This is a genomic window from Streptomyces sp. NPDC046900 (assembly GCF_040644975.1).
Taxonomy (GTDB): Bacteria; Actinomycetota; Actinomycetes; order Streptomycetales; family Streptomycetaceae; genus Streptomyces.
The window spans coordinates 131,150-157,597 of record NZ_JBEYXD010000010.1; the positions used below are offsets into that span (position 1 = coordinate 131,150).

Below are 26,448 nucleotides of genomic sequence, written 5' to 3' on the forward strand. Positions count from 1 at the left end.
GTTCAAATCCCTTTACATCTAAGGCACTTGACCTCTATTGACCATGCAGAAACGTGTCTGTCAACGGGTGCATATGCGTCCGCACCACCCCACCGCATGAGCCCTACTATCGGCTCGCCATGACAGCAGCAGGGAAGCACCAGGTGAGCCGGGCGGAAACCTCCCGCCGCGGAAGCCGGCCGGGCCGGGCGGGCATCAGAGACGTGGCCGCCGCCGCCGGGGTCTCCATCACGACCGTCTCCGACGCCCTCAACGGCAAGGGCCGGCTGCCGGACGCCACCCGACGCCATGTCCGCGAGGTCGCGGACCGGCTCGGGTATCGCCCCTCGGCCGCGGCCCGCACCCTCCGTACGGGCAAGTCCGGCCTGATCGGCCTGACGGTGACGACGTACGGGGATGAACCTTTCACCTTCACCGAATTCGCGTACTTCGCGGAGATGGCCAGAGCCGCGACCTCGGCCGCGCTCGCCCGGGGCTATGCCCTGGTCATCCTGCCCGCGACATCGCGCCACGACGTGTGGTCGAACGTCGCCCTCGACGGCACGGTCGTCATCGACCCCTCCGACCAGGACCCGGTGGTCAGCGAGTTGGTCCGGCAGGGGTTACCCGTCGTCTCCGACGGCCGGCCGGCCGGCTCCCTGCCGGTCACCGCCTGGGTCGACAACGACCACGAGGCCGCGGTCCTCGGCATCCTCGACCATCTGGCCGAGGCCGGCGCCCGCCGGATCGGACTGCTGACCGGGACCACCACGGACACCTACACGCATCTGTCCACGACCGCGTACCTGAACTGGTGCGAGCGCGTCGGGCAGGACCCGGTCTACGAGGCCTACCCGGCCCACGACCCGTGCGCGGGCGCCGTGGCCGCCGACCGGTTACTGGCCCGCCCCGACCGCCCCGACGCGGTCTACGGACTCTTCGACCCGAACGGCACCGACCTGCTGGCCGCCGCCCGCCGGTACGGGCTGCGCGTCCCCGACGACCTGCTGCTCGTGTGCTGCAGCGAGTCCGCGGTGTACGCCAACACCGAGCCGCCCGTGACGACGCTCTCGCTGAAGCCGCGCCGGATCGGCACGGCCGTGATCCAGCTCCTCATCGATGCCATCGAGGGTGTCCAGTCCGACCAGCCGGTCGAGCAGGTGATACCGACGGAGCTGATCGTCCGTACGTCGTCCGAGCGGCGGCCGCCCCGTACGACGGTCAGCCCGCCCCGGTCGCCCGAGCACGGGTGACCAGGTGATGATCCGCGGGCGGCGCGCAGGTTGCCCGCGGACGGCCGACGGCCGGGACCCCGCCCGGGGAAACCTCCGCCCATTTGGGGCGAATGCCGCGGTGAACTGGAGCCTTCCCGGATTCACCACCCCTGGGTCATCACATGGCGCGACCCGCATTCCTATGATGGGCGCACGACAGCGCGGGCCGCTGCGACCAGGCAGTCCGAAGCGGTGCAGATGCGGCGGGATGGTGGAGGGGTCGATGACTCAGGGGGCCGGTCAGGGACCCGAGGTGGAGCGCACGGCGACGATGCGCGACTTCCGGGTGCCCGCGTACGTCCACGAGACCGGTCCGTATGCGCAGAGCACGTCCCCCGGCGAGCTCGCCCAGCCCGTCGCCGCGCCCGAGGGACACCCCCACGAGTACTCCGACGCCTACACGCCCACCGAGCGGGACCTCCCGGTCATCGACCGCGGTGCCACCCTGCTGAGCGCCGACCCCGCGTCCGCGCCCGCCCCGCAGCCCACCGACGGTCCCGGTCCGCTCTTCGTCGTCGGGGACGTCCACGGCTATCTCGACCAGCTCGAGGCGGCACTCCAGGAGAAGGGCCTCATCGACGCCGCGGGCAACTGGTCCGCGGGCACGGCGCGCCTGTGGTTCCTGGGCGACTTCACCGACCGCGGGCCCGACGGCATCGGCGTCATCGACCTCGTGATGCGGCTGTCCGCGGAGGCGGCCGCCGCCGGCGGCTACTGCAAGGCGCTCATGGGCAACCACGAGCTGCTGCTGCTCGGCGCCAAGCGGTTCGGCGACACCCCGGTCAGCTCCGGCGCCGGGACCGCCACCTTCCAGGCGGCCTGGCTGCTCAACGGGGGCCAGAAGACGGACATGGACCGCCTGCAGGACCACCACCTCCAGTGGATGGCGCGTCTGGACGCGGTCGAGGAGGTCGACGGACATCTTCTGGTCCACTCGGACACCACCGCCTACCTCGACTACGGCGACTCCATCGAAGCGGTCAACGACACCGTCCACGAAACACTCACGCGCAACGACGCGGACGAGGTGTGGGACCTGTTCCGGAAGTTCACCAAGCGCTTCTCCTTCCGCGACGAAGGCGGCGCCGACGCCGTGCGGTCCCTGTTGGAGACATACGGCGGCAGGCGCATCGTCCACGGCCACAGCCCCATTCCGTACCTGCTGGGCGAGGTCGGCTCGGAAGAGGGCGAGGACGCCACCGGTCCGGTGGTCGAGGGCCCGCACGTCTATGCCGACGGGCTGGCGATCGCGATGGACGGCGGAGTGACCATGGCCGGAAAGCTGCTCGTCCAGCAACTTCCCCTGAACGCCTAGGCGTTCACCGGGCACGCGTCCGCCGCCCGGAACCCCTCGAAGGCCGCGCGACCCAGGGCCAATTTCTGGAAACCCCCTGTCACCGTGTGCCGTCGCCGCTCTACCATCGCCTTATCCGTAGCAGGCTCCCCTCCGTTTCTGCCCGACGGCTCGTCAGCATGCCGAGTCCCAAGCCCTACGGAGCATCGGGGGATGCACATGAACAGCGTTCCGCAGCACCTGCTGAGCGAGGACCGCCAAGACTATGAGCGGGTCCTCGATGAGGCGCTGCGCTCCGCACCACACCGCCCGGAACTGGCCGCTGTGGGACAGCGGCTCAACCCCGAACAACTGCGCACCATGGCGCTGAACGCCACCGCATTCATCACCGCGGCGGCGGCCGCCGAGTACCACCGGTATGTGAAGGTCCGCGAGGAACTGCGCCGGCCGGCGCCGTCCACCCCGTCCGTCCATGAGAACACCGCCGGTTCCGTGGATTCGGAGATGGACGGCCTGGGGCTCGCGGCCAGTGTGGGAGAGGCCGCGGCGAGCGCCGGAGCCGGTGCCGTCGCCACGGTCCTCGCTCCCTTCCTCGCCGGTGCCGCCGCGGCGATCTTCCTGCTCGTGGGTTACATCCTCAAGGTGGTCGACCCCGACCAGGCGTTCGCACGGACCCTCCTGACCACCGGGTGGGTCTTCGGCGGGGTCACCGCGGCGGCGATCCTGATCGCCGCGGTCGGCTTGCTGCTCACCGCTCTGCGCAACAGTTCCTCGGAAAGGGAGGAGGTGGCACGGAGCGAGTTGACGGTGGAAGTGGCCAGGGCTCGGGAAGCCTGGCACGAGGCCCTGCTGGAGCGCGGCATCCTGCCGTTCCTCCGTGATGCGCTCGCCGACCCGGGGGCGGCCGCGATGAGCCGGAAGGCACCGGAAACGGCCCCCAGCCGCATCCCGCATCTCGGCTACGACCGTCCGGGGTTCAGCAGTCCCGACGGCGGTCCGGCCGCGGGGCCACGTCCCAGCTTCACCAGCCCGGACTTCACCAGCCCAGACTTCGGGGGGCCCGAACATCAGCCGGAGTGACGGCCACCGGCCGACGGCCCGCCGGCAGCAGCGGCGAGCGTGGCCACTGGCCCCCTCCGGCCCGCCCCCCGGGGGCCCGGCCCGCACCGCCCGCCGAAGTCCGGCCCGCGCTCCCTAGCGCGGGCCGGATCTTGCGTCCGGGCCGGAGCGTCAGTCGGCGAGCGGGAGGTAGACCCGGTTGCCGTGGGCTGCGAACTCCTCGGACTTCGCCTTCATGCCCGCGAGAGCGGCTTCGTCGTAGTCCGGTTCGGGCGCGATGTCGCCGTACTTCTCGGTGATGGTTCGGCTGATCTTCATCGAGCAGAACTTCGGCCCGCACATCGAGCAGAAGTGGGCCGTCTTGGCCGGCTCGGCCGGGAGGGTCTCGTCATGGAACGCGCGGGCCGTGTCCGGGTCGAGGGCCAGATTGAACTGATCCTCCCAGCGGAACTCGAAGCGGGCGTCGGACAGCGCGTCGTCCCAGTCCTGAGCGCCCGGGTGCCCCTTGGCGAGATCCGCGGCATGAGCGGCGATCTTGTAGGTGATGACACCCGTCTTGACGTCGTCGCGGTTGGGCAGGCCCAAGTGCTCCTTGGGTGTGACGTAGCAGAGCATGGCCGTGCCCCACCAGGCGATCATCGCGGCACCGATGCCGGAGGTGATGTGGTCGTACGCCGGGGCGATGTCCGTCGTCAGCGGCCCGAGCGTGTAGAACGGTGCCTCGTCGCAGATCTCCTGCTGAAGCTCGATGTTCTCCTTGATCTTGTGCATCGGGACATGGCCCGGGCCCTCGATCATCGTCTGTACGTCGAAGCGCCGGGCGATCCGGTTGAGTTCCCCCAGAGTGCGCAGTTCAGCGAACTGCGCCGCGTCGTTGGCGTCCGCGATCGAGCCCGGCCGCAGGCCGTCGCCCAGCGAGTACGTGACGTCGTAGGCCGCGAGAATCTCGCAGAGCTCCTCGAAGTTCTCGTACAGGAACGACTCCTTGTGGTGCGCGAGGCACCACGCGGCCATGATCGAGCCGCCCCGCGACACGATGCCGGTCTTGCGATTCGCGGTGAGCGGTACGTACGGCAGCCGTACGCCCGCGTGCACCGTCATGTAGTCCACGCCTTGCTCGGCCTGCTCGATGACCGTGTCCTTGTAGATCTCCCAGGTCAGCTCCTCCGCTTTCCCGTCGACCTTCTCGAGGGCCTGGTACAGCGGCACCGTGCCGATCGGCACGGGGGAGTTGCGCAGCACCCACTCGCGCGTGGTGTGGATGTTGCGGCCTGTGGACAGATCCATGACCGTGTCCGCGCCCCAGTGGGTCGCCCAAGTCATCTTCTCGACCTCTTCCTCGATGGAAGACGTCACCGCGGAGTTGCCGATGTTGGCATTGACCTTCACCAGGAACCGCTTGCCGATGATCATCGGCTCGGTCTCCGGATGATTGACGTTGGCGGGGAGAACCGCGCGTCCCGCCGCGATCTCCTCACGGACGACCTCGGGCGACACGTTCTCCCGGATCGCCACGAACTCCATCTCGGGCGTGATCTCGCCACGTCGCGCATGGGCCAGTTGCGTGACCGCCGTGCCGGCCCGGCCGCGGCGGGGCTGACGCGGCCGGCCCGGGAAGACCGCGTCGAGGTTGCGTAGCCCGCCCCGCGGCGCGGTGTGCTTGATCCCGTCGTCCTCGGGACGGACAGGGCGACCCGCGTACTCCTCGGTGTCGCCACGGCCGATGATCCAGTTCTCGCGCAGCGACGCCAGCCCCCTGCGGACGTCCGTCTCCATGAGTGGATCGGTGTACGGGCCGGAGGTGTCGTACAGGGCGACCGACTGTCCATTGGTGAGGTGCACCTGACGGACCGGCACTCGAAGATCAGGGCGTGAACCCCCGACATACGCCTTGTGCCATCCGATGGACCTTCCGGCCTCCGGTGACGGTTCCCCCTGATCGGAGGCAGGCGTGTGTACGTCCTTGTTGGCCATAAGACCTACTCCCTACGCCGGCATTACCCGGTAACAGGTTCAGCGGTCGACGCAGCGGTTTCCGCCCGGCGATGTTCCACGTGAAGCATCGCGTCAACGGAGGTCAGCGCCCTCTCAGCCCGGTGCTCCGAGCTCCCGCGTGTGCAAAGGTCCTCTCACGCTAGCGTCTAATTGCACGGGCTGCACAGTGCGCCTCACGCCTTCTTGCGATGATCGGTCGGTGACCACGATGCAGCATCCGCCCTCCTATCCGCCTCCCGGACCACCCCACAACCATGCCCCCGGCGAGACCCACGGCCATGGCCCTGGAGGCGGTCACGGCTCCGGCGAGGGACCCGGGGACGGTCATGGAGGTGGCCACGGACCTGGATCCGGTGACGGCCACGACCATTCGCATGGGCACAGTCATGGGCCCGCGGCTCCCGTCTCCCGACATCTGCGCAGGGTCATCGCCGCGATCCTCATTCCCTTCACCGCGGCGGTCATCGTGGGCCTGGTGGTGCTGTGGCCGGGCGGCGTGCCCTCGCACAAGCGCACCGGCGTCGGCTTCGACCGGCAGACCCAGCAGGCCACGGTGACCAGGGTCGTGGACGTGGACTGCAAGTCCGTGAACGCCTCGGGCGACACCCCGACCGGTGACACCTCCACCGCCGAGGGCTCCTCCGCGGTGCAGGGATCGAGCGGCACCTGCAAGAAGGCAACAGTTCGCGTCGACACCGGCAATGACATCGGTCGTACCTTCACGGAGATCGTCCAGCCGGACCAGTCGCGCCAACTGCATGAGGGCGAGAAGGTCGTGGTGGCGTACGAACCATCCGCTCCGAAGGACCTGCAGTATTCGGTCACCGATGTGAACCGCAAGTTCCCCATGGCTCTGCTCGCGGGCATCTTCGCCGTCGCCGTGGTGGTCGTGGGCCGGTTGCGTGGCGTCATGGCGCTCATCGCGCTGGGCGTGAGCTTTATGTTCCTGAACCTCTTCGTCCTGCCGGCGATCATTCAGGGGTCGAATCCGCTGCTCGTGGCCGTGGTCGGGGCGAGCGCCATCATGCTCGTCGCTCTGTATATGTGCCATGGACTCTCGGCCCGTACGTCCGTGGCGGTGCTCGGCACGCTGATCTCGCTGTCACTCATCGGCCTGCTGGGCTCGGAGTTCATCGACTGGGCCGCGCTGACCGGCAACACGGACGACAACACCGGTCTGATCCACGGCCTGTATCCGCACATCGACATGAGCGGTCTGCTGCTCGCCGGCGTCATCATCGGCTCACTCGGTGTTCTCGACGATGTGACCGTGACGCAGACGTCGGCTGTCTGGGAACTGCATGAGGCGAATCCGTCGATGGGCTGGCGTGGCCTGTACCGCGCGGGCATCCGCATCGGGCGCGACCACATCGCCTCGGTCGTCAACACGCTGGTCCTGGCGTACGCGGGCGCCGCCCTCCCACTGCTGCTGCTCTTCTCGATCGCGCAGAGCAGTGTGGTGTCGGTCGCCAACAGCGAACTGGTCGCCGAGGAGATCGTGCGCACCCTTGTGGGCTCGATCGGACTGGTCGCCTCGGTACCGGTCACCACGGCCCTGGCCGCCCTTGTCGTCTCCGCCGACCGCCAGGAGGCCGTCGCACCGGCCATGGCAGCGGCTCGTGGCGGCAGGGGACGCCGCCGCAAGCGCTGAGTCCGCCCAAGCCGTGCGAGGGCGCGCAGCGGTGTTCTCGCGTCCACGGCCCGTGCCGGCGACTCCGCGGCCTGTCACTCCCGCCCCTCGCGAGGGGGCGCCAGGAGCCCGTCACGGCGCCGAGGAACCGTTACGGCACCTTGCTGCGCCCCGCGTCCACGAGGAACCGTTACAGCGCCGCAGGCGGCTTCAACCCGCGCTCTGCTCCTCGGCGAGGATCCGGTCGAGAGCCTCGTCCAGATGCGCGTCGAAGTCGGCCAGCGAGCCTTCCTGCCCGAGCGGCACCAACTTGTCGGTGCGATCGAGGAAGGCCACGAGCGGCACCGCGCCCGAGCGGAACACAGCCCGGTCCGCGCCCACTTGGAGCCGGATCAGCACATCACCGAAGGTGTCCGGCTCGGCGGGGGCGATGTGCACATCCCCGTCGCCACACGGCCTGCCCACCCCGTCGACCAGCAACTCGCGTCCGAAGGCCCACGTCACGGGCGCGTCGCCGGGCAAGTGGAAGGTAAGCCGTACGGCATACGGATCACACGTCTCATAGGACAACTCCACCGGAATGCGGAAGGAGAGCTCCTCCGAGACGAGAAAGCTCATCATGACCTCTGCCTGTACCGACTCACGCATCGCCTACCCCGTCAATAGCCGTGGACTGGCCAGGAATGATCCCCCTGACACATGCAGGAAGTTTGCTGAACGTGTATGGCAGATCACAAGGAGTGAGTTTTCAGATGCTGATAGAGAAGGTCAGTCCCCCTGGAAGCCGTCCGATCTCGGCCTGCAACTGAAGTGCCGCCGGCAGCAACCGGTCGGCCTGGTGCGAGGGCAGGGAGATGGCAACAGCCGCCGCCGTCGTCCCGGCGGTGAGGGGAATCGCGGCGCAAGCCGTCCCGAGCGCGTACTCCTGGCGCTCGATGACGGGGTCCATCCGCCCCAGAAGTTCCAGTCTCCGCAGGAAAGTTCGCTCGTCGCGCACGGTGTAGCGGGTGATCGACTGCACGGGGTAGCGGTCGAGGTGGTCCCGCCGGGCCTCTTCGTCGAGCTGCGCGAGCAGGCACTGGCCGAGCGCATGGGCGTGGGCGGTCTCACGGAAGTCGGCCCACTCGGCGACGGCCGGACTGCCCGGCCTGTCAGCGACGCTGAGGACGTCGATCTCTCCATCGCGATAGACCGCGTAGTAAACAGGAGCACCGATCGAATCACGCCATTGTGCGAGCGCGTCGTCCATGGCGCTGCGACGTTTCTGCTGGGCTGCACTGCCGCTCAGCCGCTCGGCGGCGTCACCGAGGAAGAACAGACCCTTGTCCCGGCGCAGATAGCCTTCGTGGGTCAGGGTGCGCAGCAGATGGTAGGCCGTAGGAAGGGCCAGGCCGACCTCGCGGGCCAGCTGCTTGGCGGGGGCTCCGTGCTCACGGTCGGCGACGGCCTCCAGCAGCCGCATCGCCCGCTGCACCGAGCCGATGAGAGTGGTGGACTGCGGTTGCACGGGCGGGAGACGCTCCTCCGCCGGTGATGCGCGCCGCTGCACGGGCGGGGCGAGCGGCGCGGGTGAGTAGTCTGCGCGTGCGGTGCCAACCGTGGCCAAGGATCACTCCCGGAGCGCGAGGAGGGCCTCCCGTGCGGGGACACGGGAGGGGATGCGCCGCGCGCGGGGCCTGCCGCGCGTCGAACTCCGGACTCTAACGGTCCAACGGTGCCCTGGGACGGCCTCACCGAGGAAACTTCCCCCGCCCGAGCGAACCTCAGATTCCTGTTACCGGCCGTCTGTTCCGGTCTGCCCACCCCGGCACGTGTCCGGCCGCGCTCCGTACCGTTGCCCGCCCCGCCCGCTCGGCATGCTCCGGTCTGCTCACCAGTCGCCGCGCGACGACGAGCCCGACAGGAACTTCCGCACGATGTAGATCAGGCCGCCGACCAGTGCGACGAAGAGCAGCACCTTGAACAGCAGCCCGATGACGAAGCCGATGACGGACGCGATCAGGCCGCCGAAGACGACCAGGGCGATGACCGGCACCGCGATCCACTTCACCCACCACGGCAAACCCGCGAAGATCTCTCGCATCGCCTTGTCCTTGTCTCTCCGCCCGTTGCCCCGCGCACAGTTCGGGGGCTCTGCTTCCGGGATCCTTGTCCTGCTCTCGATGCTAGGGCCGCCGAGGGCCGGAGCGGAGGCCTGGTGTCCCCCGTCCTCCCCTGACCGTTCCCCTAGGGAACCCTGAGACCGGCCTCAGCTCTCGGGGGGAGAGAACACCACCAGAACCCTCAGGTCCTCGGTGATGTGATGGAACTTGTGTGCGATGCCAGCGGGCACATAGACGACGCTGCCGCGTGCGACCGGCGTGGTCTCCATGCCCACGGTGATCGAGGCACGGCCGCTGACCACGAAGTACACCTCGTCCTGCTGATGCGGCTTCTGCGAGTCCAGGTCGCCCGCATCGAGTGCGTACAGGCCCACGGACATGTTCCGCTCCCGGAGGAACTGCAGATAGGCACCGTCGTTGGCAGCCCGCTCCGCCTCCAGTTCGTCCAGCCGGAATGCCTTCATCGCAGTTGACCGCCCTTGCTCGCTACTCGCCGGTGATCCCGTCTGCCACGATCAGACACATGAAGAATTTCGTAGTCAAGACGATCGCCAACGCCGGGGCCCTCGCCGTCGCCGTGTGGCTGCTCGACAAGATCACCCTGACCGGTAACAGCACCGGCAAGAAGATAGGCACGCTGATCGTGGTGGCGCTGATCTTCGGCCTGGTCAACTTCCTGGTCAAGCCGATCTTGAAGGTGCTGACCTTCCCGCTGTTCATCCTGACGCTCGGCCTGATCACCCTGGTGGTCAACGCCCTGATGCTGCTGCTCACCTCATGGGTGGCGGGCAAGCTGGATCTGAGTTTCCATGTCGAGGGCTTCTGGACCGCCGTCCTCGGCGGCCTGATCATCTCGATCGTCTCCTGGGCGCTGCACGTGGTGCTGCCCGACAAGGACTGAGTGAACCTTATGACCTTTTCCGTCTGCTTTGTCTGTACAGGCAACATCTGCCGGTCGCCGATGGCCGAGTCCGTCTTCCGCGCGCGGGTGGAGGAGGCCCGTATCGACGACCAGGTCCAGGTCGACAGCGCCGGCACGGGCGGCTGGCACGAGGGGGACCCGGCCGATCCGCGGGCGGTCGCCGTCCTGGAGGAACAGGGCTACGGCAGCGATCACATCGCCCGGCAGTTCCAGCCCTCCTGGTTCTCCCGTCTCGACCTCGTGATCGCCCTGGACACCGGCCACCTCAAGGCCCTGCGCCGTCTCGCGCCCACCCCGCAGGACGCCGCGAAGATCCGGCTGCTGCGCTCGTACGACCCGGCCGCCGACGACGACCTCGACGTACCGGATCCCTATTACGGGGGGATGGACGGATTCGAGGCGTGTCTTGAGATGGTGGAAGCGGCGAGCACCGGTCTGCTCGCCGCGGTACGCGAGAACCTGGAGGGACGGGCAGCATGACATCAGGGGATTTCGGCACATCCGGCGCGGGAATCGGTGACGGCACCCGCGCGGTACGGGCGGGACTGCCGGAGCCGGTCAAGTACGAGCCGACTCTGCCGGGGCCCGTCTTCGCGGCGCACTTCCACCTGCCCGGCGAGCCGACGGGCCCGTACACCTACGGACGTGACGAGAACCCCACGTGGACCCATCTGGAACGGGCCATCGGCGAGCTGGAGGCGCCCGGCGAGGACGGCGTCGAAACGCTCGCCTTCGCCTCCGGCATGGCGGCGATCTCGGCGGTCCTCTTCTCCCAGCTGCGCGCCGGCGACACCGTCGTGCTGCCGGCGGACGGCTACCAGGTGCTGCCGCTGGTGCGCGAGCAGCTGACCGCGTACGGCATCGAGGTGCGTACCGCGCCGACCGGCGGCGATGCCCAGCTCGACGTCCTCGACGGCGCGAAACTGCTGTGGGTGGAGACCCCCTCGAACCCGGGGCTCGACGTCTGCGACGTGCAGCGCCTCGTGGCGGCGGCCCACGCGCAGGGGACGCTCGTCGCCGTCGACAACACCCTGGCGACACCCCTCGGCCAGCGCCCGCTGGAGCTGGGTGCCGACTTCTCCGTGGCCAGCGGCACCAAGATGCTCACCGGGCACGGGGACCTGCTGCTCGGGTACGTGGTGTCCCGGAACGCGGGGCTGATGGCCTCCGTGCGCCGCTGGCGCAAGATCGTCGGGGCGATCCCCGGTCCGATGGAGGCCTGGCTCGCGCACCGCTCGCTGGCCACCCTGCACCTGCGCGCCGACCGCCAGACCGCCAACGCGCTCGCGGTCGCCGAAGCACTGCGCGCCCGCGCCGAGGTGACCGGTCTGCGCTATCCAGGGCTGCCCGACGATCCGTCGCACAAGACCGCGGCGCAGCAGATGCGGCGTTTCGGGTGCGTGGTGTCGTTCTCGCTGCCCACACGGGCACGTGCCGATCGTTTTCTGGACGCACTGCGCCTCGTCGACGACGCGACGAGCTTCGGAGGCGTACGGTCGACCGCGGAGCGACGTGGACGCTGGGGCGGTGACGCGGTGCCCGAGGGCTTCATCCGTCTCTCGGCCGGCGCCGAGGATCCCGAGGACCTGGTGGCCGATGTGCTGCGTGCGCTCGACGAGTCGGCGGAATGACCGGTTCCTGAGCGGCGTCCACTGCCTCGGCTACGTACATACGGGGAGGCGACGGGCCGCCCCCGAAACGTCGTATACGGACGACGGACGGTCCGAGCCTCCCCCCTCGTGGCTCGGACCGTCCCGGTTCTGCGCGCGAAGAACCGCGCGAACAAGGCTAGTTGACTCTGTGTCAGTGTCCAATCACAGTAGCGACAGAGACCTATCGACTTATTTATAGTTGGGCCCGGTCGCGGGTGTGGGGAGGCAAGGTAGCACCATGGATCTGGCCCTGCTGCGCACCTTCGTGACCGTGCACCGGGCCGGCTCGTTCACCCGTGCCGCAGCGCTGCTCGGCCTCTCCCAGCCGGCGGTCACGTCCCAGATCCGCACCCTGGAACGGCAGCTGGGGCGTCCTCTCTTCCTGCGCCAGGCCCGCGGTGTGACTCCCACGACCATCGGCGACGAACTCGCGCACAAGGCCGCGCCCCATCTCGACGCCCTGGTGGAGATCACCGAGACCGGGCTCGACGAGCAGTCCTCACCGCGCACCCTCCATCTCGCCGGACCGCCCGAGTTCACCGCCGAGCGCGCCCTGCCCGCGCTCGCGACACTGACCGAGGACAGCCAGGGGATCGCCCTGCGCGCCACCTTCGGAAACGCGGACGAGACCCTCGAGGGCCTTGCCGCCGGACACCACGATCTGGCCATCAGCACGGCCCGGCCGCGCGGAGCCCTGCTCACGGCGACCCCGCTGTGCGACGAGGAGCACGTTCTGGTCGCGGCGCCTCGCTGGGCCTCCCGCACCGGCGGCCCCGGAACACCACGTCACACGGACGCACACGGGCTGGAGAACCTCCCGGTGGTCGAGGTGCACGAGTCGCTGCCGTTCGTCTCCCGCTACTGGGCCTCCGTCTTCGACTCCCGCCCGACCGCCTCCGGCACGGTCATCGTCCCCGATCTGCGTGCGGTCCTCGCCTGCACCACCACGGGTGCCGGGCTCGCCGTGCTGCCGCGCTACCTCTGTGCCGCGGCGCTGGAGCGCGGTGATGTGGTGGCACTCCATGAGCCGGCGGTCCCTCCACTGCGGACGTACTTCCTGGTCGTCCGCACGGGGACACTGGCCATGCCGCACATCGCCCGAGCCCATGAGTGGCTGCTGCGGACGGCGGCCGACTGGGGATGAGGCCGACCAGGAGCGAAGGCGATACGAACCCTGCGAACGGAAGCGACGGGGCTGGGCCCTGGGCCAGGTCCGCCAGGCGACGCCACCGTGTGTTCACATCTGGTTCCACCTCGTGTGGGCTCCACGATGTTTCACGTGGAACGGGTTGGGCCACATTCCACCCATGACCGTTCGCCCCGTGGTCAAACGCACCGCCCGCGCCATCCTGCTCGATGGCGACGACCTGATTCTCATCAAGCGCACCAAGCCCGGAGTCGATCCCTACTGGGTGACACCGGGCGGCGGGGTCGAGCCGTCGGACGCGACCGTCGTCGACGCGCTCCACCGCGAAGTACACGAGGAACTCGGCGCCAAGATCAGCGACGTGGTGCCCTGCTTCGTGGACACCGTCGAGCACATCGGCGAAGGCGGCGGCGCGACCGGAGTCAAGGTCCAGCACTTCTTCGTCTGCCGCCTGGAGTCCATGGACGAGCGTCTGCGGCACGGACCCGAGATCGAGGAGCCCGCCGGCGAGTACGAGATCGTACGGGTGCCCTTCACCAGGGTGGGCATCGCGTCCGTCCATCTGGTGCCGCTGTCCCTGCGCCACTACCTCGACGGCAACATCGAGGGCGTACGTGCCATGCACGCACCCGACCTGGGCTGATCTCCGGACCGAGAACGGCACTCCCGTCCGGCGCTCAGCGTTCGGCCACGGCCAGTTCGTCGACGGAGTCATGGCGGATGCGCTCGGACGGGATACCGATGTTCCGGAGCGCGTCCACACCACTGCGGATCATTCCGGGCGGGCCGGAGAGATAGGCGTCGTACTCGTGCCAGGGCCCGTACTCGCGAATGACGTCCGGTAGCTGGACATGCGCCAGTGCGTCGACGACCGGACGGACCGAGAGCCAGGGATGGCTCTGCTGCAACCGCAGCATGGTGTCGATGTCGTACAGGTCGTGGTCGGTGCGGGCACCGTAGAAGACCTCCACGGGGCGCCGATCGCCGTGCCCGGCGACATCCTCCACCAAGGCCTTGATGGGCGCGATGCCGGTGCCGCCACCGAGGCAGAGCAGTCCGTTGTCCTTGGTGTGGTCGACGGTCATCGTGCCCGCGGGCGGGCCGAGACGGATGGCGTCACCAGGCCGGGCGCGGTGCACCAGCGCATTGGAGACCCAGCCCGCCGGGACCGCCTTCACATGGAACGAGAGCAGTCCGTCGGAGCGCGGCGCGGAGGCGAAGGAGTAGTGCCGCCATATCCGCGGCCACCACGGGGTCTCCACGCTCGTGTACTGCCCGGCCAGGAACGGGTAGGGCTGGTCGGGGCGCATCGTGATCACCGCGACGTCCGGGGTGCGGAGATCGTGCGACACGACCTCCGCGTGCCACCAGGGCGGGGCGCGCAACTCGTCCGCCGCCGCCGCGTCGATCATCACCTGGGAGATCGTCGTGTACGCCCGCACCCAGGCGGCTTCGCTCTCTCCGTCCCAGATCGCGGAGGCGTACTTGCTCAGCGCGCCGATGAGGCATTCGCCGACCGCCGGGTAGTGCTCGGGCCGCGTGCCGTACTTGCGGTGGCCGCGGCCCAGGTTCTGCAGATAGGCGACGAGGACCTCGGTGTTGTCGATGTGCTCGGCAGCGGTCAGCAGTGCTGTGAGCAGCCGGTCCCGCTGGGTGTCCATCGCGGCGGGGAACAGGGACCGCAGGTCGGGATAGCGCACGAAGAGAAGTGCGTAGAAGTACGAGGTGACCTTGTCCGCGATGGGCCCGATCTCCGACATGGTCCGCCGGATCAGCACGGCGTCCGGAGACGCCCGAGGCTCCGGGGCGGAGGGCTGGACGGGGGTGCGGGGCTCGGGGCGGATCCCTTGATGGGCGGGTTCTGGCTCGCTGTGCCGGTGCTCCGGGGTGCTCGCCGTCGGCTGTATTCGTCCCTGGTGGGTACCGTCGCCGACGGGCGAACGGCCGACGGGGCGCATCGCTGCGAGACGGCCGCCCTCCGGCGTCGGAGGCTCCCCGCCCGGAGGCGTCGGGGGCTGGCTGTGGGGTGTGAACCAGCCGCCCCCGCCGCTGTCGCCGGAGGTGCCGTTGTCGGCCGACGCGGTGGTCGGAGCGTCCATGGTGTGCCTCGCCTCGAACATCTTCCGGTCGGTCTGCGCACTTCCCCGGTCGGAGCGTGCTTCCTTCTCCCCGCCGACAGCCCTGCTTTCCCCGTTCGATCGCTTTGACGTCCAATGCGGCACAGTCAACCCGGAAACCGGCTGCGTACGGACAAGTAAGGGGGGAGTGTGACATAGGCCGCAGTAACCTCACAGCAGCTTTCCACCCAGCCTTCGCGCCCGGTCGCTCAGCGGGAAATGCGGGTCTTGGATCTCTCCGTCTCGTTAGGTTGCATTGGCTTGCGTTCGCGCCCTGCGGAACGTGCGCACATCACACCGGAGGCGAACCGGACTCGACCATACCGGTCGCCGTGCCATGCACAAGTCCCCCCTCGGTTCGCCATGAAGTGTCGGTCGAGCGAACCGGAATCGGCGTCAATTACCGGGCACGGCATACTCATTCACAGCATCCCGGAGATCCTGCTCGGCTCCTTGATGCGATGAAGCCTCGCAAGTGCGAGAACATCTACGCTCTCCCTTTCTCACCGTCGCATGACTCATCCCCGTCGTCTGAGTCATGACGAGTCATCAGCCCATTACCGATCAATCGTGATCAGGTCATTGCGGTTTCACGTGAAACATCTGATCCGGTCCTGTGCGCTCCGGCATGACATGGCTAAAAGCGTGTGCGCTCGACCGCAAAGCGGTGGACGCCGGTGCCCCGAGTCGGACAGCCTGACCTGCGTGTCGACACCTCCCCTCGCCGCTCTGCCCATCCGCCGTCTGACGCCCCGCGATCTCATCGCCTGCGCCGACTTGTCCGAGGACCGGGGTTGGCCCCGTGAGGAACACAAGTGGGGGCTGCTCCTTGCCGCCGGCAGGGGGTACGGCATCGACGACCCCGCTGGCGGGCTCGTCAGTGCCTGTGTGGTGACCGAGTACGGGTCTCGCCACCGTCCGGACCTCTGCGCCATCGGCATGGTGCTCGTCGCCCAGCGCCACGCGCGCCAGGGCATCGGCCGCCGACTGATGCGGCACGTGGTGGCCGAGACGGACACGACCACCCCGCTGACGCTGTACGCGACTCCGTACGGTCGCCCCCTCTACGAGGGACTCGGCTTCAAGGTCACCGGCAGCTCCGAGATGGTGCGTGGCCCCTTCCGGGCCGGAGGCCCTCCGCCGACCGTCGCCACCCGTCCGGCCACCGGGGAAGACCTGGCCCATCTGGTCCGGCTCGATGAGGAAGTGTTCGGCGTCGACCGAACGCATGTGATCACACGGCTGCCGGCTTTCGCGGATCAGTTGCATGTCGCCGAGGAGGGCGGCCGGATCATCGGGTACGCGGCCCTCTGGCCCAACATGGACACCCATGTCGTAGGCCCTCTCATCGCCCGCGACACAGAGACGGCGAAGGCACTCGTCGCATCGCTCGCCGCCTGCACCGACCGGCCGCTGCGCACCGACGTCGACGTACGCCACGAGAGCCTGCTCACCTGGCTGAAGGAGTGCGGGCTCGCCTCCGTGAGCTTCAACGCGGTCATGACGTACGGCGTCCCGGACCTGCCCGGTGACTGGACGCGGCGCTTCGCTCCGGTGACGGTGGCCGCGGGCTGAGTCCGCAGTGATGCGAAACGCGTGCCTCCGGAGTCTCGGAGACACGCGTTCGCGTCAACGGCCGTGAGCGGCCCGCTCAGCGGTGCACGGCCAGGTGAGGTTCGCCGGAGACGGCACCCTCCGCCGCAGGCCCGCCAGGAGCCGTCTGCCGACGCTCCAACGCGGCCGAGAAGACCGCCAGCAGCAGAGCGGACCCGGCGAGCGCCGCGCCCACCCAGTTGGGAGCGGTGTACCCGAGGCCGGCGGCGATCACGATGCCGCCGAGCCAGGCGGACAGGGCGTTGCCGAGGTTGAAGGCGCCGATGTTCGCGGCCGAGGCGAGGGTCGGAGCTCCATGGGCGTGGTCCAGGACCCGCTTCTGCAGCGGAGGGACCGTCGCGAAGCCCAGGGCGCCGATCAGCACGATGGTGGGCGCGGCCAGGACCTTGCTGTGCGCGGTGAGGGTGAACAGCGCGAGCACGAGGGCCAGGCCGCCGAGCGACACGTACAGCATCGGCATCAGGGCGCGGTCCGCGTACTTGCCGCCGATGAGGTTGCCGCCGACCATACCGAGGCCGAAGAGGACCAGCAGCCAAGTGACCGAGCCGTCCGCGAAGCCGGTGACGTGGGTCATCATCGGCGCGATGTAGGTGATGGCCGCGAAGACGCCGCCGAAGCCGAGGACGGTCATCGCCATCGCCAGCAACACCTGCGCGTTCTTGAAGGCGGCCAGCTCATGGCGCAGGTGCACACCTGCCGGCTTGGGCATATCGGGTACGAGCTTCGCGACACCGAGCAGTCCGACCACGCCGAGCCCGGCGACGAGGCCGAAGGTGACCCGCCAGCCGACGGACTGACCGACGAAGGTGCCGAGGGGGACTCCGATGACGTTGGCGACGGTCAGACCGCTGAACATCATGGATATGGCCCCGGCCTTCTTCTCCGGGGCGACCAGCTCGGCGGCGACCACCGAGCCGATGCCGAAGAACGCGCCGTGGGCCAGGGAGGCGACCACCCGGCCCGCGAGCATCAGACCGAAGGTCGGGGCCATCGCCGAGAGCAGGTTGCCGAGCACGAACAGGCCCATCAGCAGCATCAGCATCCGCTTGCGGGAGACCTTGGTGCCGAGCGCGGTCATGATCGGGGCGCCGAACATCACGCCGAGGGCATAGCCGGTCACCAGCAGTCCGACAGTGGGAATGGAGACTCCGAAGGAGCCCGCGACCTCGGGCAGCACGCCCATGATCACAAACTCCGTGGTTCCGATCCCGAAGGCCCCGATCGCGAGGGCCAGAAGCGCGAGAGGCATAGGGAAGCCCTTCCAAGCGATTGCATGAGCGCTTTGCGTGCCCTCACAATAATTGCAGACGCTTGATACATGCAAACGCAGTCTATTGCGGACGTGGTCTATCCTGGGTGGATACCACCTCTGGGACGGGTGGATACGACCTCTGGGACGGAGGAAAGACGCCATGACAGCGACGGACCCTGCGCTCACCGCCCTTGCCCAGGGCTGGTGCGCCCTCTCCTTGCTGCACGGGAGGATCGAGGCCCGTATTGAGCGCGCCCTGCAGAGCAAGCACGGGCTCAGCGTGCGGGAGTACTCCCTGCTGGACGTGCTCAGCCGCCAGCACGACGGCGAGGGGGGACATCTGCAGATGAAGCAGGTGGCCGACGCGGTGGTCCTCAGCCAGAGCGCGACGACCCGGCTCGTCACCAGGCTTGAGGACCGCGGCCTGCTGGAGCGCTACCTCTGTCCGACCGACCGTCGTGGCATCTACACCAACGTCACCGCCGCCGGCCTTCAACTGCTCGAGGCGGCCCGTCCCACCAATGACACCGCTCTGCGGGAGGCTCTGGACGACGCGGCCGAGAACCCCGAGCTGGCGCCCCTGGTCCGCGCGGTCGAGTCATTGCACGTATCTGCGTAGCTTGCGCCGGCGCCCTGGACACGCGGCAGCCAGGGCACCCGCATAGGGTGCGAGCATGGGAGACCTTGAGATACGCCCCTGCGTCGCGGAAGACATTCCATCGGTCGTCGCCATGCTGGCCGACGACCCGCTCGGTGCTCAGCGCGAGTCGCCGGACGATCTGGCGCCGTATCTGAACGCGCTGGAGCGGGTGAGCGGCGATCCGAACCAGCACCTTGTGGTCGGCGAACGGGACGGACGTGTCGTCGGCACACTTCAGCTCACGATCATCCCCGGACTGTCCCGCAGGGGTGCGACCCGGTCGATCATCGAGGCCGTACGCATCCACTCCGACGAACGCGGCAGTGGACTCGGCACGCAGCTCATCGAGTGGGCGATCGACGAATCCCGGCGCCAGGGCTGTCAGTTGGTCCAGCTGACCTCCGATGCCACCCGCACCGATGCCCACCGCTTCTACAAGCGTCTGGGCTTCGAGGCCTCGCACATGGGCTTCAAGCTGGTGCTCTGACAGGGCCGTTCAGGACGCAGGGGCGCGTTTCACGTGAAACACACCCCTGCGGCGCCACAGCGGTGTCTAGCGGATGCCGCTCCACCCCTCCGGGTCCACGCCCCCGGGCACGGGAGCGCCCTCGTCGTACGGCTGGCGTGTGAACACGAACGAGCCGAGGTCCAGGTGGCTCACGGATCCGTCCGTTCGCCGCACTGGCCGCAGAACCTCTCCCGCGTAGTAGCCGTCAAGTCCGGTCCACGTCCCGTCACCGTTGGACCGCAACTGTGAGCAGCGGCCCACTCCGGACAGCGGTTCCAGCGCGACACCTCCGTCGGCCATGAGCCGCAAGATGAAACCCTGCGTTCCCCAGTACCACTGGCCCGTCAACTCCAGTACGGCCGGATCGACCTCCGGCAGCGGCCGCCATGGCTCGGGGATCCTCGGTTCCGCCTCGGCCACGATGCCGATCAGATCGGCGGCGACGGCGGTCACCTGCGGACCCGATGTGCAGTTGGCCAGCACCACGGCCGCCATGTCGTCCTCGACGCTGAAGGTGAGGTTGGCGAGGAACCCGGGCAGCGAGCCCGAGTGCCCCGCGAGAAGCCGGCCGTCCCGGTGCTGTAGCTGCAGACCGAGGCCATAGCCGGTACCGGCCGCCAGGTCCGCGGTCTCGGCCGGAGCAGCGGGTGTCCGCATCTCCTGTACGGACTGCGCGCTCAGCACCCGGTCGTCGCCACGGGCCAGGAAGACGGCGAAGCGGGCCAGATCGTCGGTGGTCGACCAGAGTTGGCCGGCCGGTGCCATCCGCCCGAGGTCCTCGGCGGGCTCGGGCAGCATTACGTCCGCCCAGGGGTGCACGGCCCATCCGCCCGCATGCGGTGCCCGTGATCGGCCACTTGTCCGGCGCAGCCCCAGAGGTTCGAGCACCTCACGCCGCAGCACGTCTTCCCAGGCGGCTCCGCGCACCTCCTCGACCAGGGCGCCGAGCAGCGTGTAGCCGGGGTTGGAGTAGTGGAATCTACGGCCGACGGGATGCCTCAGCGGCTGCTCGCCCAGCACGTCCACGAGCTCGGGACGCAGCGAACCGGGCGTGCGCTCCCACCACGGCGCGGGCGACTCGGCCGCCAAGCCTCCCGTATGGGCCAGTAGTTCGGCGATGGTCGCCTCCCCCGCGCCGGTGCCGGGCAGGTACTTCTCCAGCGGATCGCCGAGATCCACGAGGCCCTCGTCACGGAGCCGCAGCACAAGGACCGCGGTGAAGGTCTTGGTGATGGATCCGATCCGGTACTGCACGTTCTCGTCCGGGGCGTGGCCGTCCACGGAGGTGCGCGCGCCGTGCCACACCGCCTGCCCGTCCCGGACGACCGCGCCCACCAGCGACGGCGCCCGTCCCTCGGACTGCGCGACCGCGATGCGGTGCGACAGTGCCCGGCGCGTGGCAGGAAGCAGCTCTGCTTGAGATGTCGTCATGGCTACAGTCCACCTGGCCCGGGATTCCGCGTCGAGTGCATATGTGCGGCAGCACCGACGGCAGAGAGCGGATCAGGTCTGCGCCATGTCCACAAAACGGGAGTAATGCCCCTGGAAGGCCACGGTGATGGTCGCCGTGGGGCCGTTACGGTGCTTGCCGACGATGATGTCCGCCTCGCCGGCGCGCGGTGACTCCTTCTCGTACGCGTCCTCGCGGTGCAGGAGGATCACCATGTCGGCGTCCTGCTCGATCGACCCGGACTCACGCAGGTCCGACACCATGGGCTTCTTGTCCGTCCGCTGCTCGGGGCCACGGTTGAGCTGCGAGAGCGCGATGACGGGCAGCTCTAGCTCCTTGGCGAGCAGTTTCAGGTTTCGCGACATCTCCGAGACCTCCTGCTGCCGGCTCTCGGACCGCTTGGAGCCGGACTGCATGAGCTGCAGATAGTCGATCACGACCAGCTTCAGGTCGTTCCGCTGTTTGAGGCGGCGGCACTTGGCGCGGATCTCCATCATCGACAGGTTCGGCGAGTCGTCGATGTACAGCGGAGCGGCCGAGACGTCCGGCATGCGCCGTGCGAGACGGGTCCAGTCCTCGTCCGTCATCGTGCCGGACCGCATGTGGTGCAGGGCCACACGAGCCTCGGCGGACAGCAGACGCATCGCGATCTCGTTGCGGCCCATTTCGAGCGAGAAGATCACGCTGGGCAGGTTGTGCTTGATGGACGCCGCCCGCGCGAAGTCCAGCGCAAGCGTCGACTTACCCATGGCGGGACGGGCGGCGATGATGATCATCTGACCGGGATGCAGACCGTTGGTGAGCTGATCGAGATCGGTGAAGCCGGTCGGCACGCCGGTCATCTCCCCCGATCGGGAGCCGATCGCCTCGATCTCGTCGAGCGCGCCCTCCATGATCTCGCTGAGGGGCAGATAGTCCTCGGCCGTGCGCTGCTCGGTGACCGCGAAGATCTCGGCCTGGGCGCTGTTGACGATCTCGTCGATGTCGCCGTCGGCCGCGTATCCCATCTGGGTGATCCGCGTGCCGGCCTCGACCAGGCGGCGCAGGACCGCGCGCTCGTGCACGATCTGCGCGTAGTACTCGGCGTTCGCCGCGGTGGGCACTGTCTGCACCAGGGTGTGCAGATAGGAGGCGCCTCCGACCTTGGTGATCTCACCGCGTTTGGTCAGCTCGGCGGCAACCGTGATGGGGTCGGCCGGCTCGCCCTTGGCGTACAGGTCGAGGATCGCCTGGTAGATCGTCTCGTGCGCGGGCCGGTAGAAGTCATGGCCCTTGAGGACCTCGACGACGTCCGCGATCGCGTCCTTGGACAGAAGCATGCCGCCGAGGACGGACTGCTCGGCGTCCAGGTCCTGCGGAGGCACGCGTTCGAAGGAGGAGCCGCCACCGTCCCACGCACCGCTGTCCGGCCCGCGTTCGTGCTGCTCGTCGCGACCGGGGCCGCCGTCTCGGCCGCGGCGGGAGGTGGGGACACGATCGCCGGTACCGCTGTCGGCCCAGGGGTCGTCCAAGGGCTCGGAAATGCTCACGAGCCGCCTCCTCCCGTCCGCTCCGCGGACCTCGCCGTGCCTCTCTTTTCTAGGGCACGGCACTGACAAATCGAGAGGCCCGGCTCCGTTCAGAAGCGTCGGTTTTGCATGTTTTCCGAGGCCGGAGGAGAGAGCGGGCGCCGGACCACGGTAGGCCCGTCGGCACCTTCAGCCAATCTGGTTATCCACAGGCCATGTGGACGAGCGCCCGGATGCTGTGGAGAACTCCGCAAAACCTGTGCACAACCCGGTGGACAGGCCTGTGAACAAGCACTCGGGTGCTTCGCCCAAACGCCTCTGACCTGCACCTTTCCCGTCCACCGGCTGTGCAGAAGAAAAACTTCCCCAGCAGGGTCAAGATCCCCGCGAACGGTACACAGCGCCGTATCCCACCGTAACCAAAGTAAGGGGCACTATTGCTTTGTATCTCTTACCTGTGGACGACTAGATTGGTGGCCATGACACAGGCTCCCGCAGCATCCCGCGCCGTCCGACGCCGACCCGACCGGGAGATCCTCGGACTGGCCGTTCCGGCCTTCGGCGCACTGGTCGCGGAGCCCCTTTTCGTGATGGCCGACAGCGCCATCGTCGGTCATCTCGGCACCGCCCAACTGGCCGGGCTCGGCATCGCCTCCGCGCTGCTGACCACCGCGGTGAGCGTGTTCGTCTTCCTCGCGTACGCCACCACGGCCGCCGTCGCCCGCCGGGTCGGCGCGGGAGACCTGCGGGCAGCCATCCGCCAGGGCGTGGACGGCATCTGGCTGGCGCTGCTCCTGGGAGCGGCCCTCATCGTCGTCGTTCTGCCCACGGCCCCCGGCATCGTGGACCTCTTCGGCGCCTCGCAGACCGCCGCTCCCTACGCGACGACCTATCTGCGGATCTCCGCCCTGGGTATCCCGGCGATGCTCGTCGTGCTCGCGGCGACCGGTGTCCTGCGCGGACTCCAGGACACCAGGACACCGCTGTACGTCGCCGGCGCGGGCTTCGTCGCGAATGCCGCCCTCAACGCGGGGCTCGTCTATGGCGCCGACCTGGGGATCGCGGGCTCGGCCTGGGGCACCGTCATCGCCCAGTGCGGCATGGCCGCCGTGTATCTGCGTGTCGTCGTCCGGGGCGCTCGTCGCCACGGCGCCTCGCTGCGACCGGACTCGGCCGGGATACGTGCGAGTGCGCAGGCGGGTGTTCCCCTGTTGGTCCGTACGCTCTCGCTGCGGGCCGTCTTGATGATCGCCACTGCTGTCGCCGCCCGGCTCGGGGACGCCGACATAGCCGCGCACCAGATCATCCTGTCGCTGTGGAGTCTGCTCGCCTTCGCCCTCGATGCGATCGCCATCGCCGGGCAGGCCATCATCGGGCGCTACCTCGGTGCGAACGATCCGCAGGGAGCCCATGAAGCGTGTCGGCGCATGGTGCAGTGGGGTCTCGTCGTCGGGGTGGTGCTGGGACTGCTGGTCCTTGTCACCCGTCCGCTCTTCCTGCCTCTTTTCACCAGTGACGCGGTCGTCCATCGTGCGGCCCTGCCCGCTCTGGTACTCGTGGCTGTCTCACAGCCCATCTGCGGCGTCGTCTTCGTACTGGACGGCGTACTGATGGGAGCGGGCGACGGGCCCTATCTCGCCTGGGCGATGTTGCTGACGCTGGCGGTCTTCGCCCCCGTGGCTCTGTTCGTCCCGGTCCTCGGCGGGGGACTCACCGCCCTGTGGGCGGCGATGACGCTGATGATGACCGTGCGGCTGCTCACCCTGTGGCTGCGCTCCCGCTCGGGCCGCTGGATCGTGACGGGTGCGACCCGCTGAGGTCGGCCGAGCCGACCAGCGTGGCTTGGTCCGTTTCACGTGAAACACACCGCCGTGGGCGCCCCCGCGCACGCGTGTTGCATTGCCTCAAGAGCCATGAAGAAGGGCCGCACCCCGGGGGGTACGGCCCTTCTCTCAGCTGTGCCGAGTACGGCGTCAGGCCGAGATGACCTCGATGTTGACCTTGGCGGCAACCTCGGGGTGCAGACGCACGGACGTCTCGTGAGAGCCCAGCGTCTTGATCGGCGAGCCCAGCTCGATGCGGCGCTTGTCGACCTCGGGGCCACCGGAGGCCTTGATCGCCGAGGCGATGTCGGCCGGAGTGACGGAACCGAACAGTCGGCCGGAGTCGCCGGAGCGGACGGCCAGGCGGACCTTCACACCCTCGAGCTGAGACTTGACCTGGTTGGCCTGCTCGATGGTCTGGATCTCGTGGATCTTGCGAGCACGACGGATCTGCTCGACGTCCTTCTCGCCACCCTTGGTCCAGCGGATCGCGAACTTCCGCGGGATCAGGTAGTTGCGAGCGTAACCGTCCTTGACGTCGACGACTTCGCCCGCGGCACCGAGGCCGGAGACCTCGTGGGTCAGGATGATCTTCATTGGTCGGTCACCCTTCCCTTAGCGCGCGGTGGACGTGTAGGGCAGCAGCGCCATCTCACGGCTGTTCTTGACGGCCGTGGCGACGTCACGCTGGTGCTGCGTGCAGTTGCCGGTCACGCGGCGGGCACGGATCTTGCCGCGGTCGGAAATGAACTTCCGCAGCATGTTCGTGTCCTTGTAGTCCACGTACGTGACCTTGTCCTTGCAGAAAGCGCAGACCTTCTTCTTCGGCTTGCGCACAGGCGGCTTCGCCATGGTGTTTCTCCTGTGTGATCAAGAAGTGTGGGGTACGGCCCACCCTCGACCGGTCCAGGTCCGGGGACCCGGAACCAAGGCCTAGAAGGGGGGCTCGTCCGAGTAGCCGCCACCGCCGCCAGAGCCGCCGGAGCCGCCGCCCCAGCCGCCACCGCCCTGGCCACCGGCAGGAGCGCCGGTCGCCCACGGGTCGTCGGCCGGAGCGCCGCCGCCGCCCTGCTGACCGCCGCCGGGGCCGCCGCCCCAGCCGCCGCCACCCTGGCCGCCACCGCCGCCGTAACCACCCTGGCCACCCTGGCCACCGCGGCTGGCGGCGGTCTTGGTGACCTTGGCCGTCGCGTTGCGCAGGCTCGCGCCGACCTCGTCGACGTCGAGCTCGTAGACCGTGCGCTTGACGCCCTCACGGTCCTCGTAGGACCGCTGCTTCAGCCGGCCCTGCACGATGACGCGCATGCCTCGCTGGAGCGACTCGGCGACGTTCTCCGCCGCCTGACGCCAGACCGAGCAGGTCAGGAACAGGCTCTCGCCGTCCTTCCACTCGTTCGTCTGGCGGTCGAAGGTGCGGGGAGTGGACGCGACGCGGAACTTCGCGACCGCCGCACCGGACGGGGTGAAGCGCAGCTCGGGGTCATCGACAAGGTTGCCGACGACCGTGATGACGGTCTCGCCTGCCATTGGGGGAACCTCTCGGCGGGTTTGCTGCTGGCTGCTTGGGCTGCTACTCGAATCCCGGGATCAGCTGAGCGGGAGGCTCAGTGGGTCTCGGGACGGAGGACCTTGGTCCGGAGGACCGACTCGTTCAGGTTCATCTGGCGGTCGAGCTCCTTGACGACCGCAGGCTCGGCCTGCAGGTCGAGGACCGAGTAGATGCCCTCGGGCTTCTTCTTGATCTCGTAGGCGAGACGGCGACGACCCCAGGTGTCGACCTTCTCGACCTTTCCGCCACCGTCACGGACGACGGAGAGGAAGTTCTCGATCAGCGGGGAGACAGCGCGCTCCTCGAGATCGGGGTCGAGGATGACCATCACCTCGTAGTGACGCATGTGGAACCCACCTCCTTTGGACTCAGCGGCCACGGTCGTTCCGTGGCAGGAGGGTTGTGATGCGTACGCAACGGTATCGGCCGCCACTGACAATCGGGGCCAGTCGACGGTTGACCCGGCTCGGCCTGGGCAGACACCGGTGCAGACGGTACAGAGTACCCGCACACGAGCTTCCGGTTGAAATCCGACCGCGTAGCCCGTCAATCTGTACACATCGGGTGTGTAAGGCGCTACGATGCGCCGCCTTCCGCAGGAGGTGCCCCATGGCACAGGTATTGCGACCCAACACCACCGGTTCTCTCTTCGCCACGGACGGAAAGGCCCATCCCCTCCAGGACACGCTTCTTGTGGTGACCCTGGTGCTCGGTATCACGGCCTTCGTCACGGCGATGTTCCACAGCCTGCATCTGATCAGCTCCTGGACCGGCCTGGTGGGGATCATCACCGGTGCCTACGGACAGTTCGTCTCCATCACGACCCGGCAGCGCTTCGGGCTCATCCTGGGCCTCGGGGCCTCGGCCATCGGATTCTTCCTCGGCATGGCCCACGGCGGGCTCTTCGGCGGGATCGTCGGCGGTTGAGCGCGG

General features: G+C 68.5%; 27 protein-coding genes and 1 riboswitch. Of the genes, 14 read left to right on the plus strand and 13 right to left on the minus strand.

Features of this window, described 5'->3' with window-relative positions; translation table 11 throughout:
- Positions 1-119 precede the first annotated feature (119 nt).
- The 3 genes from ABZ904_RS13220 (at position 120) to ABZ904_RS13230 (ending at position 3,627) form a co-directional block, all read left to right on the plus strand.
- Positions 120-1,232 carry a LacI family DNA-binding transcriptional regulator gene (locus ABZ904_RS13220; protein WP_359390640.1) on the plus strand — a complete coding sequence of 371 codons (1,113 nt, stop codon included), beginning with the start codon at positions 120-122 and terminating at the stop codon, positions 1,230-1,232.
- Between the two features lie 244 nt (positions 1,233-1,476).
- On the plus strand, positions 1,477-2,568 hold the full coding sequence (locus ABZ904_RS13225) for a metallophosphoesterase (RefSeq protein ID WP_359390638.1): 1,092 nt from the start codon (positions 1,477-1,479) through the stop codon (positions 2,566-2,568).
- 192 nt (positions 2,569-2,760) lie between these two features.
- The gene (locus tag ABZ904_RS13230; protein ID WP_361823027.1) at positions 2,761-3,627 is read left to right on the plus strand and encodes a hypothetical protein; all 867 of its coding nucleotides are present in this window, start codon (positions 2,761-2,763) and stop codon (positions 3,625-3,627) included.
- A gap of 150 nt (positions 3,628-3,777) precedes the next feature.
- Here ABZ904_RS13230 and thiC read toward each other — a convergent pair whose 3' ends face one another.
- Positions 3,778-5,580, minus strand: a complete 1,803-nt coding sequence (gene thiC, locus ABZ904_RS13235; protein ID WP_361823030.1) for a phosphomethylpyrimidine synthase ThiC — start codon at positions 5,578-5,580, stop codon at positions 3,778-3,780.
- Positions 5,573-5,729: riboswitch (TPP riboswitch) on the minus strand. Its footprint overlaps the gene before it by 8 nt.
- 71 nt (positions 5,730-5,800) lie before the next feature.
- Between thiC and ABZ904_RS13240 the strand changes: the two genes are divergently transcribed.
- Positions 5,801-7,252 carry a YibE/F family protein gene (locus ABZ904_RS13240; protein WP_360990913.1) on the plus strand — a complete coding sequence of 484 codons (1,452 nt, stop codon included), beginning with the start codon at positions 5,801-5,803 and terminating at the stop codon, positions 7,250-7,252.
- Between the two features lie 189 nt (positions 7,253-7,441).
- Here ABZ904_RS13240 and ABZ904_RS13245 read toward each other — a convergent pair whose 3' ends face one another.
- The 4 genes from ABZ904_RS13245 to ABZ904_RS13260 all read right to left on the minus strand — a co-directional run bounded on the left by ABZ904_RS13245 (position 7,442) and on the right by ABZ904_RS13260 (position 9,797).
- Positions 7,442-7,879, minus strand: a complete 438-nt coding sequence (locus ABZ904_RS13245) for an SsgA family sporulation/cell division regulator (RefSeq protein ID WP_359390626.1) — start codon at positions 7,877-7,879, stop codon at positions 7,442-7,444.
- 100 nt (positions 7,880-7,979) lie between these two features.
- Positions 7,980-8,738 carry a helix-turn-helix domain-containing protein gene (locus ABZ904_RS13250; protein ID WP_361823033.1) on the minus strand — a complete coding sequence of 253 codons (759 nt, stop codon included), beginning with the start codon at positions 8,736-8,738 and terminating at the stop codon, positions 7,980-7,982.
- 363 nt (positions 8,739-9,101) lie between these two features.
- Complete coding sequence (locus ABZ904_RS13255) at positions 9,102-9,314, minus strand: DUF5326 family protein (protein ID WP_359390620.1); 213 nt, start codon at positions 9,312-9,314, stop codon at positions 9,102-9,104.
- A gap of 165 nt (positions 9,315-9,479) precedes the next feature.
- On the minus strand, positions 9,480-9,797 hold the full coding sequence (locus tag ABZ904_RS13260; RefSeq protein ID WP_359390618.1) for a cupin domain-containing protein: 318 nt from the start codon (positions 9,795-9,797) through the stop codon (positions 9,480-9,482).
- Between the two features lie 59 nt (positions 9,798-9,856).
- Between ABZ904_RS13260 and ABZ904_RS13265 the strand changes: the two genes are divergently transcribed.
- The 5 genes from ABZ904_RS13265 to ABZ904_RS13285 all read left to right on the plus strand — a co-directional run bounded on the left by ABZ904_RS13265 (position 9,857) and on the right by ABZ904_RS13285 (position 13,697).
- Positions 9,857-10,234: a phage holin family protein gene (locus tag ABZ904_RS13265; protein WP_359390615.1), complete on the plus strand. Its 378-nt coding sequence runs from the start codon at positions 9,857-9,859 to the stop codon at positions 10,232-10,234.
- 9 nt (positions 10,235-10,243) lie between these two features.
- Positions 10,244-10,735, plus strand: a complete 492-nt coding sequence (locus ABZ904_RS13270; protein ID WP_361823037.1) for a low molecular weight protein-tyrosine-phosphatase — start codon at positions 10,244-10,246, stop codon at positions 10,733-10,735.
- Entirely contained in the window at positions 10,732-11,886 is a 1,155-nt protein-coding gene (locus ABZ904_RS13275; RefSeq protein WP_360990924.1) for a cystathionine gamma-lyase, read from the plus strand. Before ABZ904_RS13270 ends, ABZ904_RS13275 begins: the two co-directional genes overlap by 4 nt.
- Before the next feature lie 259 nt (positions 11,887-12,145).
- The gene (locus ABZ904_RS13280; protein WP_361823040.1) at positions 12,146-13,051 is read left to right on the plus strand and encodes a LysR family transcriptional regulator; all 906 of its coding nucleotides are present in this window, start codon (positions 12,146-12,148) and stop codon (positions 13,049-13,051) included.
- A gap of 163 nt (positions 13,052-13,214) precedes the next feature.
- On the plus strand, positions 13,215-13,697 hold the full coding sequence (locus tag ABZ904_RS13285) for an NUDIX hydrolase (protein ID WP_359390604.1): 483 nt from the start codon (positions 13,215-13,217) through the stop codon (positions 13,695-13,697).
- A gap of 34 nt (positions 13,698-13,731) precedes the next feature.
- On the opposite strand, the gene ABZ904_RS13290 is transcribed toward ABZ904_RS13285, so the two are convergent.
- Positions 13,732-15,153: a globin domain-containing protein gene (locus tag ABZ904_RS13290; protein ID WP_361823043.1), complete on the minus strand. Its 1,422-nt coding sequence runs from the start codon at positions 15,151-15,153 to the stop codon at positions 13,732-13,734.
- A gap of 723 nt (positions 15,154-15,876) precedes the next feature.
- Here ABZ904_RS13290 and ABZ904_RS13295 point away from each other — a divergent pair.
- Positions 15,877-16,746 carry a GNAT family N-acetyltransferase gene (locus ABZ904_RS13295; protein WP_361823045.1) on the plus strand — a complete coding sequence of 290 codons (870 nt, stop codon included), beginning with the start codon at positions 15,877-15,879 and terminating at the stop codon, positions 16,744-16,746.
- A 76-nt stretch (positions 16,747-16,822) separates the two neighbouring features.
- Here the strand turns inward: ABZ904_RS13295 and ABZ904_RS13300 are convergent, their stop codons facing one another.
- Positions 16,823-18,034, minus strand: coding sequence for an MFS transporter (locus ABZ904_RS13300; protein ID WP_359390595.1), 1,212 nt, complete (start codon positions 18,032-18,034; stop codon positions 16,823-16,825).
- A gap of 163 nt (positions 18,035-18,197) precedes the next feature.
- Here ABZ904_RS13300 and ABZ904_RS13305 point away from each other — a divergent pair, with 163 nt between their 5' ends.
- Both ABZ904_RS13305 and ABZ904_RS13310 read left to right on the plus strand, forming a co-directional pair.
- Entirely contained in the window at positions 18,198-18,656 is a 459-nt protein-coding gene (locus ABZ904_RS13305; RefSeq protein WP_359390592.1) for a MarR family transcriptional regulator, read from the plus strand.
- Positions 18,657-18,711: 55 nt separating this feature from the next.
- On the plus strand, positions 18,712-19,164 hold the full coding sequence (locus ABZ904_RS13310) for a GNAT family N-acetyltransferase (protein WP_359390589.1): 453 nt from the start codon (positions 18,712-18,714) through the stop codon (positions 19,162-19,164).
- A 66-nt stretch (positions 19,165-19,230) separates the two neighbouring features.
- Here the strand turns inward: ABZ904_RS13310 and ABZ904_RS13315 are convergent, their stop codons facing one another.
- The gene (locus ABZ904_RS13315; RefSeq protein WP_361823049.1) at positions 19,231-20,616 is read right to left on the minus strand and encodes a serine hydrolase domain-containing protein; all 1,386 of its coding nucleotides are present in this window, start codon (positions 20,614-20,616) and stop codon (positions 19,231-19,233) included.
- Between the two features lie 72 nt (positions 20,617-20,688).
- Positions 20,689-22,164 carry a replicative DNA helicase gene (dnaB, locus tag ABZ904_RS13320; RefSeq protein ID WP_359390583.1) on the minus strand — a complete coding sequence of 492 codons (1,476 nt, stop codon included), beginning with the start codon at positions 22,162-22,164 and terminating at the stop codon, positions 20,689-20,691.
- Positions 22,165-22,622: 458 nt separating this feature from the next.
- On the opposite strand from dnaB, the gene ABZ904_RS13325 reads away from it, so the two are divergent.
- Positions 22,623-23,960, plus strand: a complete 1,338-nt coding sequence (locus ABZ904_RS13325; protein ID WP_359390580.1) for an MATE family efflux transporter — start codon at positions 22,623-22,625, stop codon at positions 23,958-23,960.
- 156 nt (positions 23,961-24,116) lie between these two features.
- Here the strand turns inward: ABZ904_RS13325 and rplI are convergent, their stop codons facing one another.
- The 4 genes from rplI to rpsF form a co-directional block, all read right to left on the minus strand.
- Positions 24,117-24,563 carry a 50S ribosomal protein L9 gene (gene rplI, locus ABZ904_RS13330; protein WP_359390577.1) on the minus strand — a complete coding sequence of 149 codons (447 nt, stop codon included), beginning with the start codon at positions 24,561-24,563 and terminating at the stop codon, positions 24,117-24,119.
- Between the two features lie 18 nt (positions 24,564-24,581).
- Positions 24,582-24,818, minus strand: a complete 237-nt coding sequence (gene rpsR, locus ABZ904_RS13335; protein WP_003949403.1) for a 30S ribosomal protein S18 — start codon at positions 24,816-24,818, stop codon at positions 24,582-24,584.
- An 81-nt stretch (positions 24,819-24,899) separates the two neighbouring features.
- Positions 24,900-25,493 (minus strand): single-stranded DNA-binding protein, encoded by a 594-nt coding sequence (locus tag ABZ904_RS13340; protein WP_361823052.1) that lies wholly within the window; start codon positions 25,491-25,493, stop codon positions 24,900-24,902.
- A 77-nt stretch (positions 25,494-25,570) separates the two neighbouring features.
- Positions 25,571-25,861: a 30S ribosomal protein S6 gene (gene rpsF / locus ABZ904_RS13345; protein WP_359390571.1), complete on the minus strand. Its 291-nt coding sequence runs from the start codon at positions 25,859-25,861 to the stop codon at positions 25,571-25,573.
- Between the two features lie 263 nt (positions 25,862-26,124).
- Here rpsF and ABZ904_RS13350 point away from each other — a divergent pair, with 263 nt between their 5' ends.
- A complete protein-coding gene (locus tag ABZ904_RS13350) occupies positions 26,125-26,442 on the plus strand; it encodes a hypothetical protein (RefSeq protein ID WP_359390568.1) in 318 nt (105 codons plus the stop codon).
- Positions 26,443-26,448 lie beyond the last annotated feature (6 nt).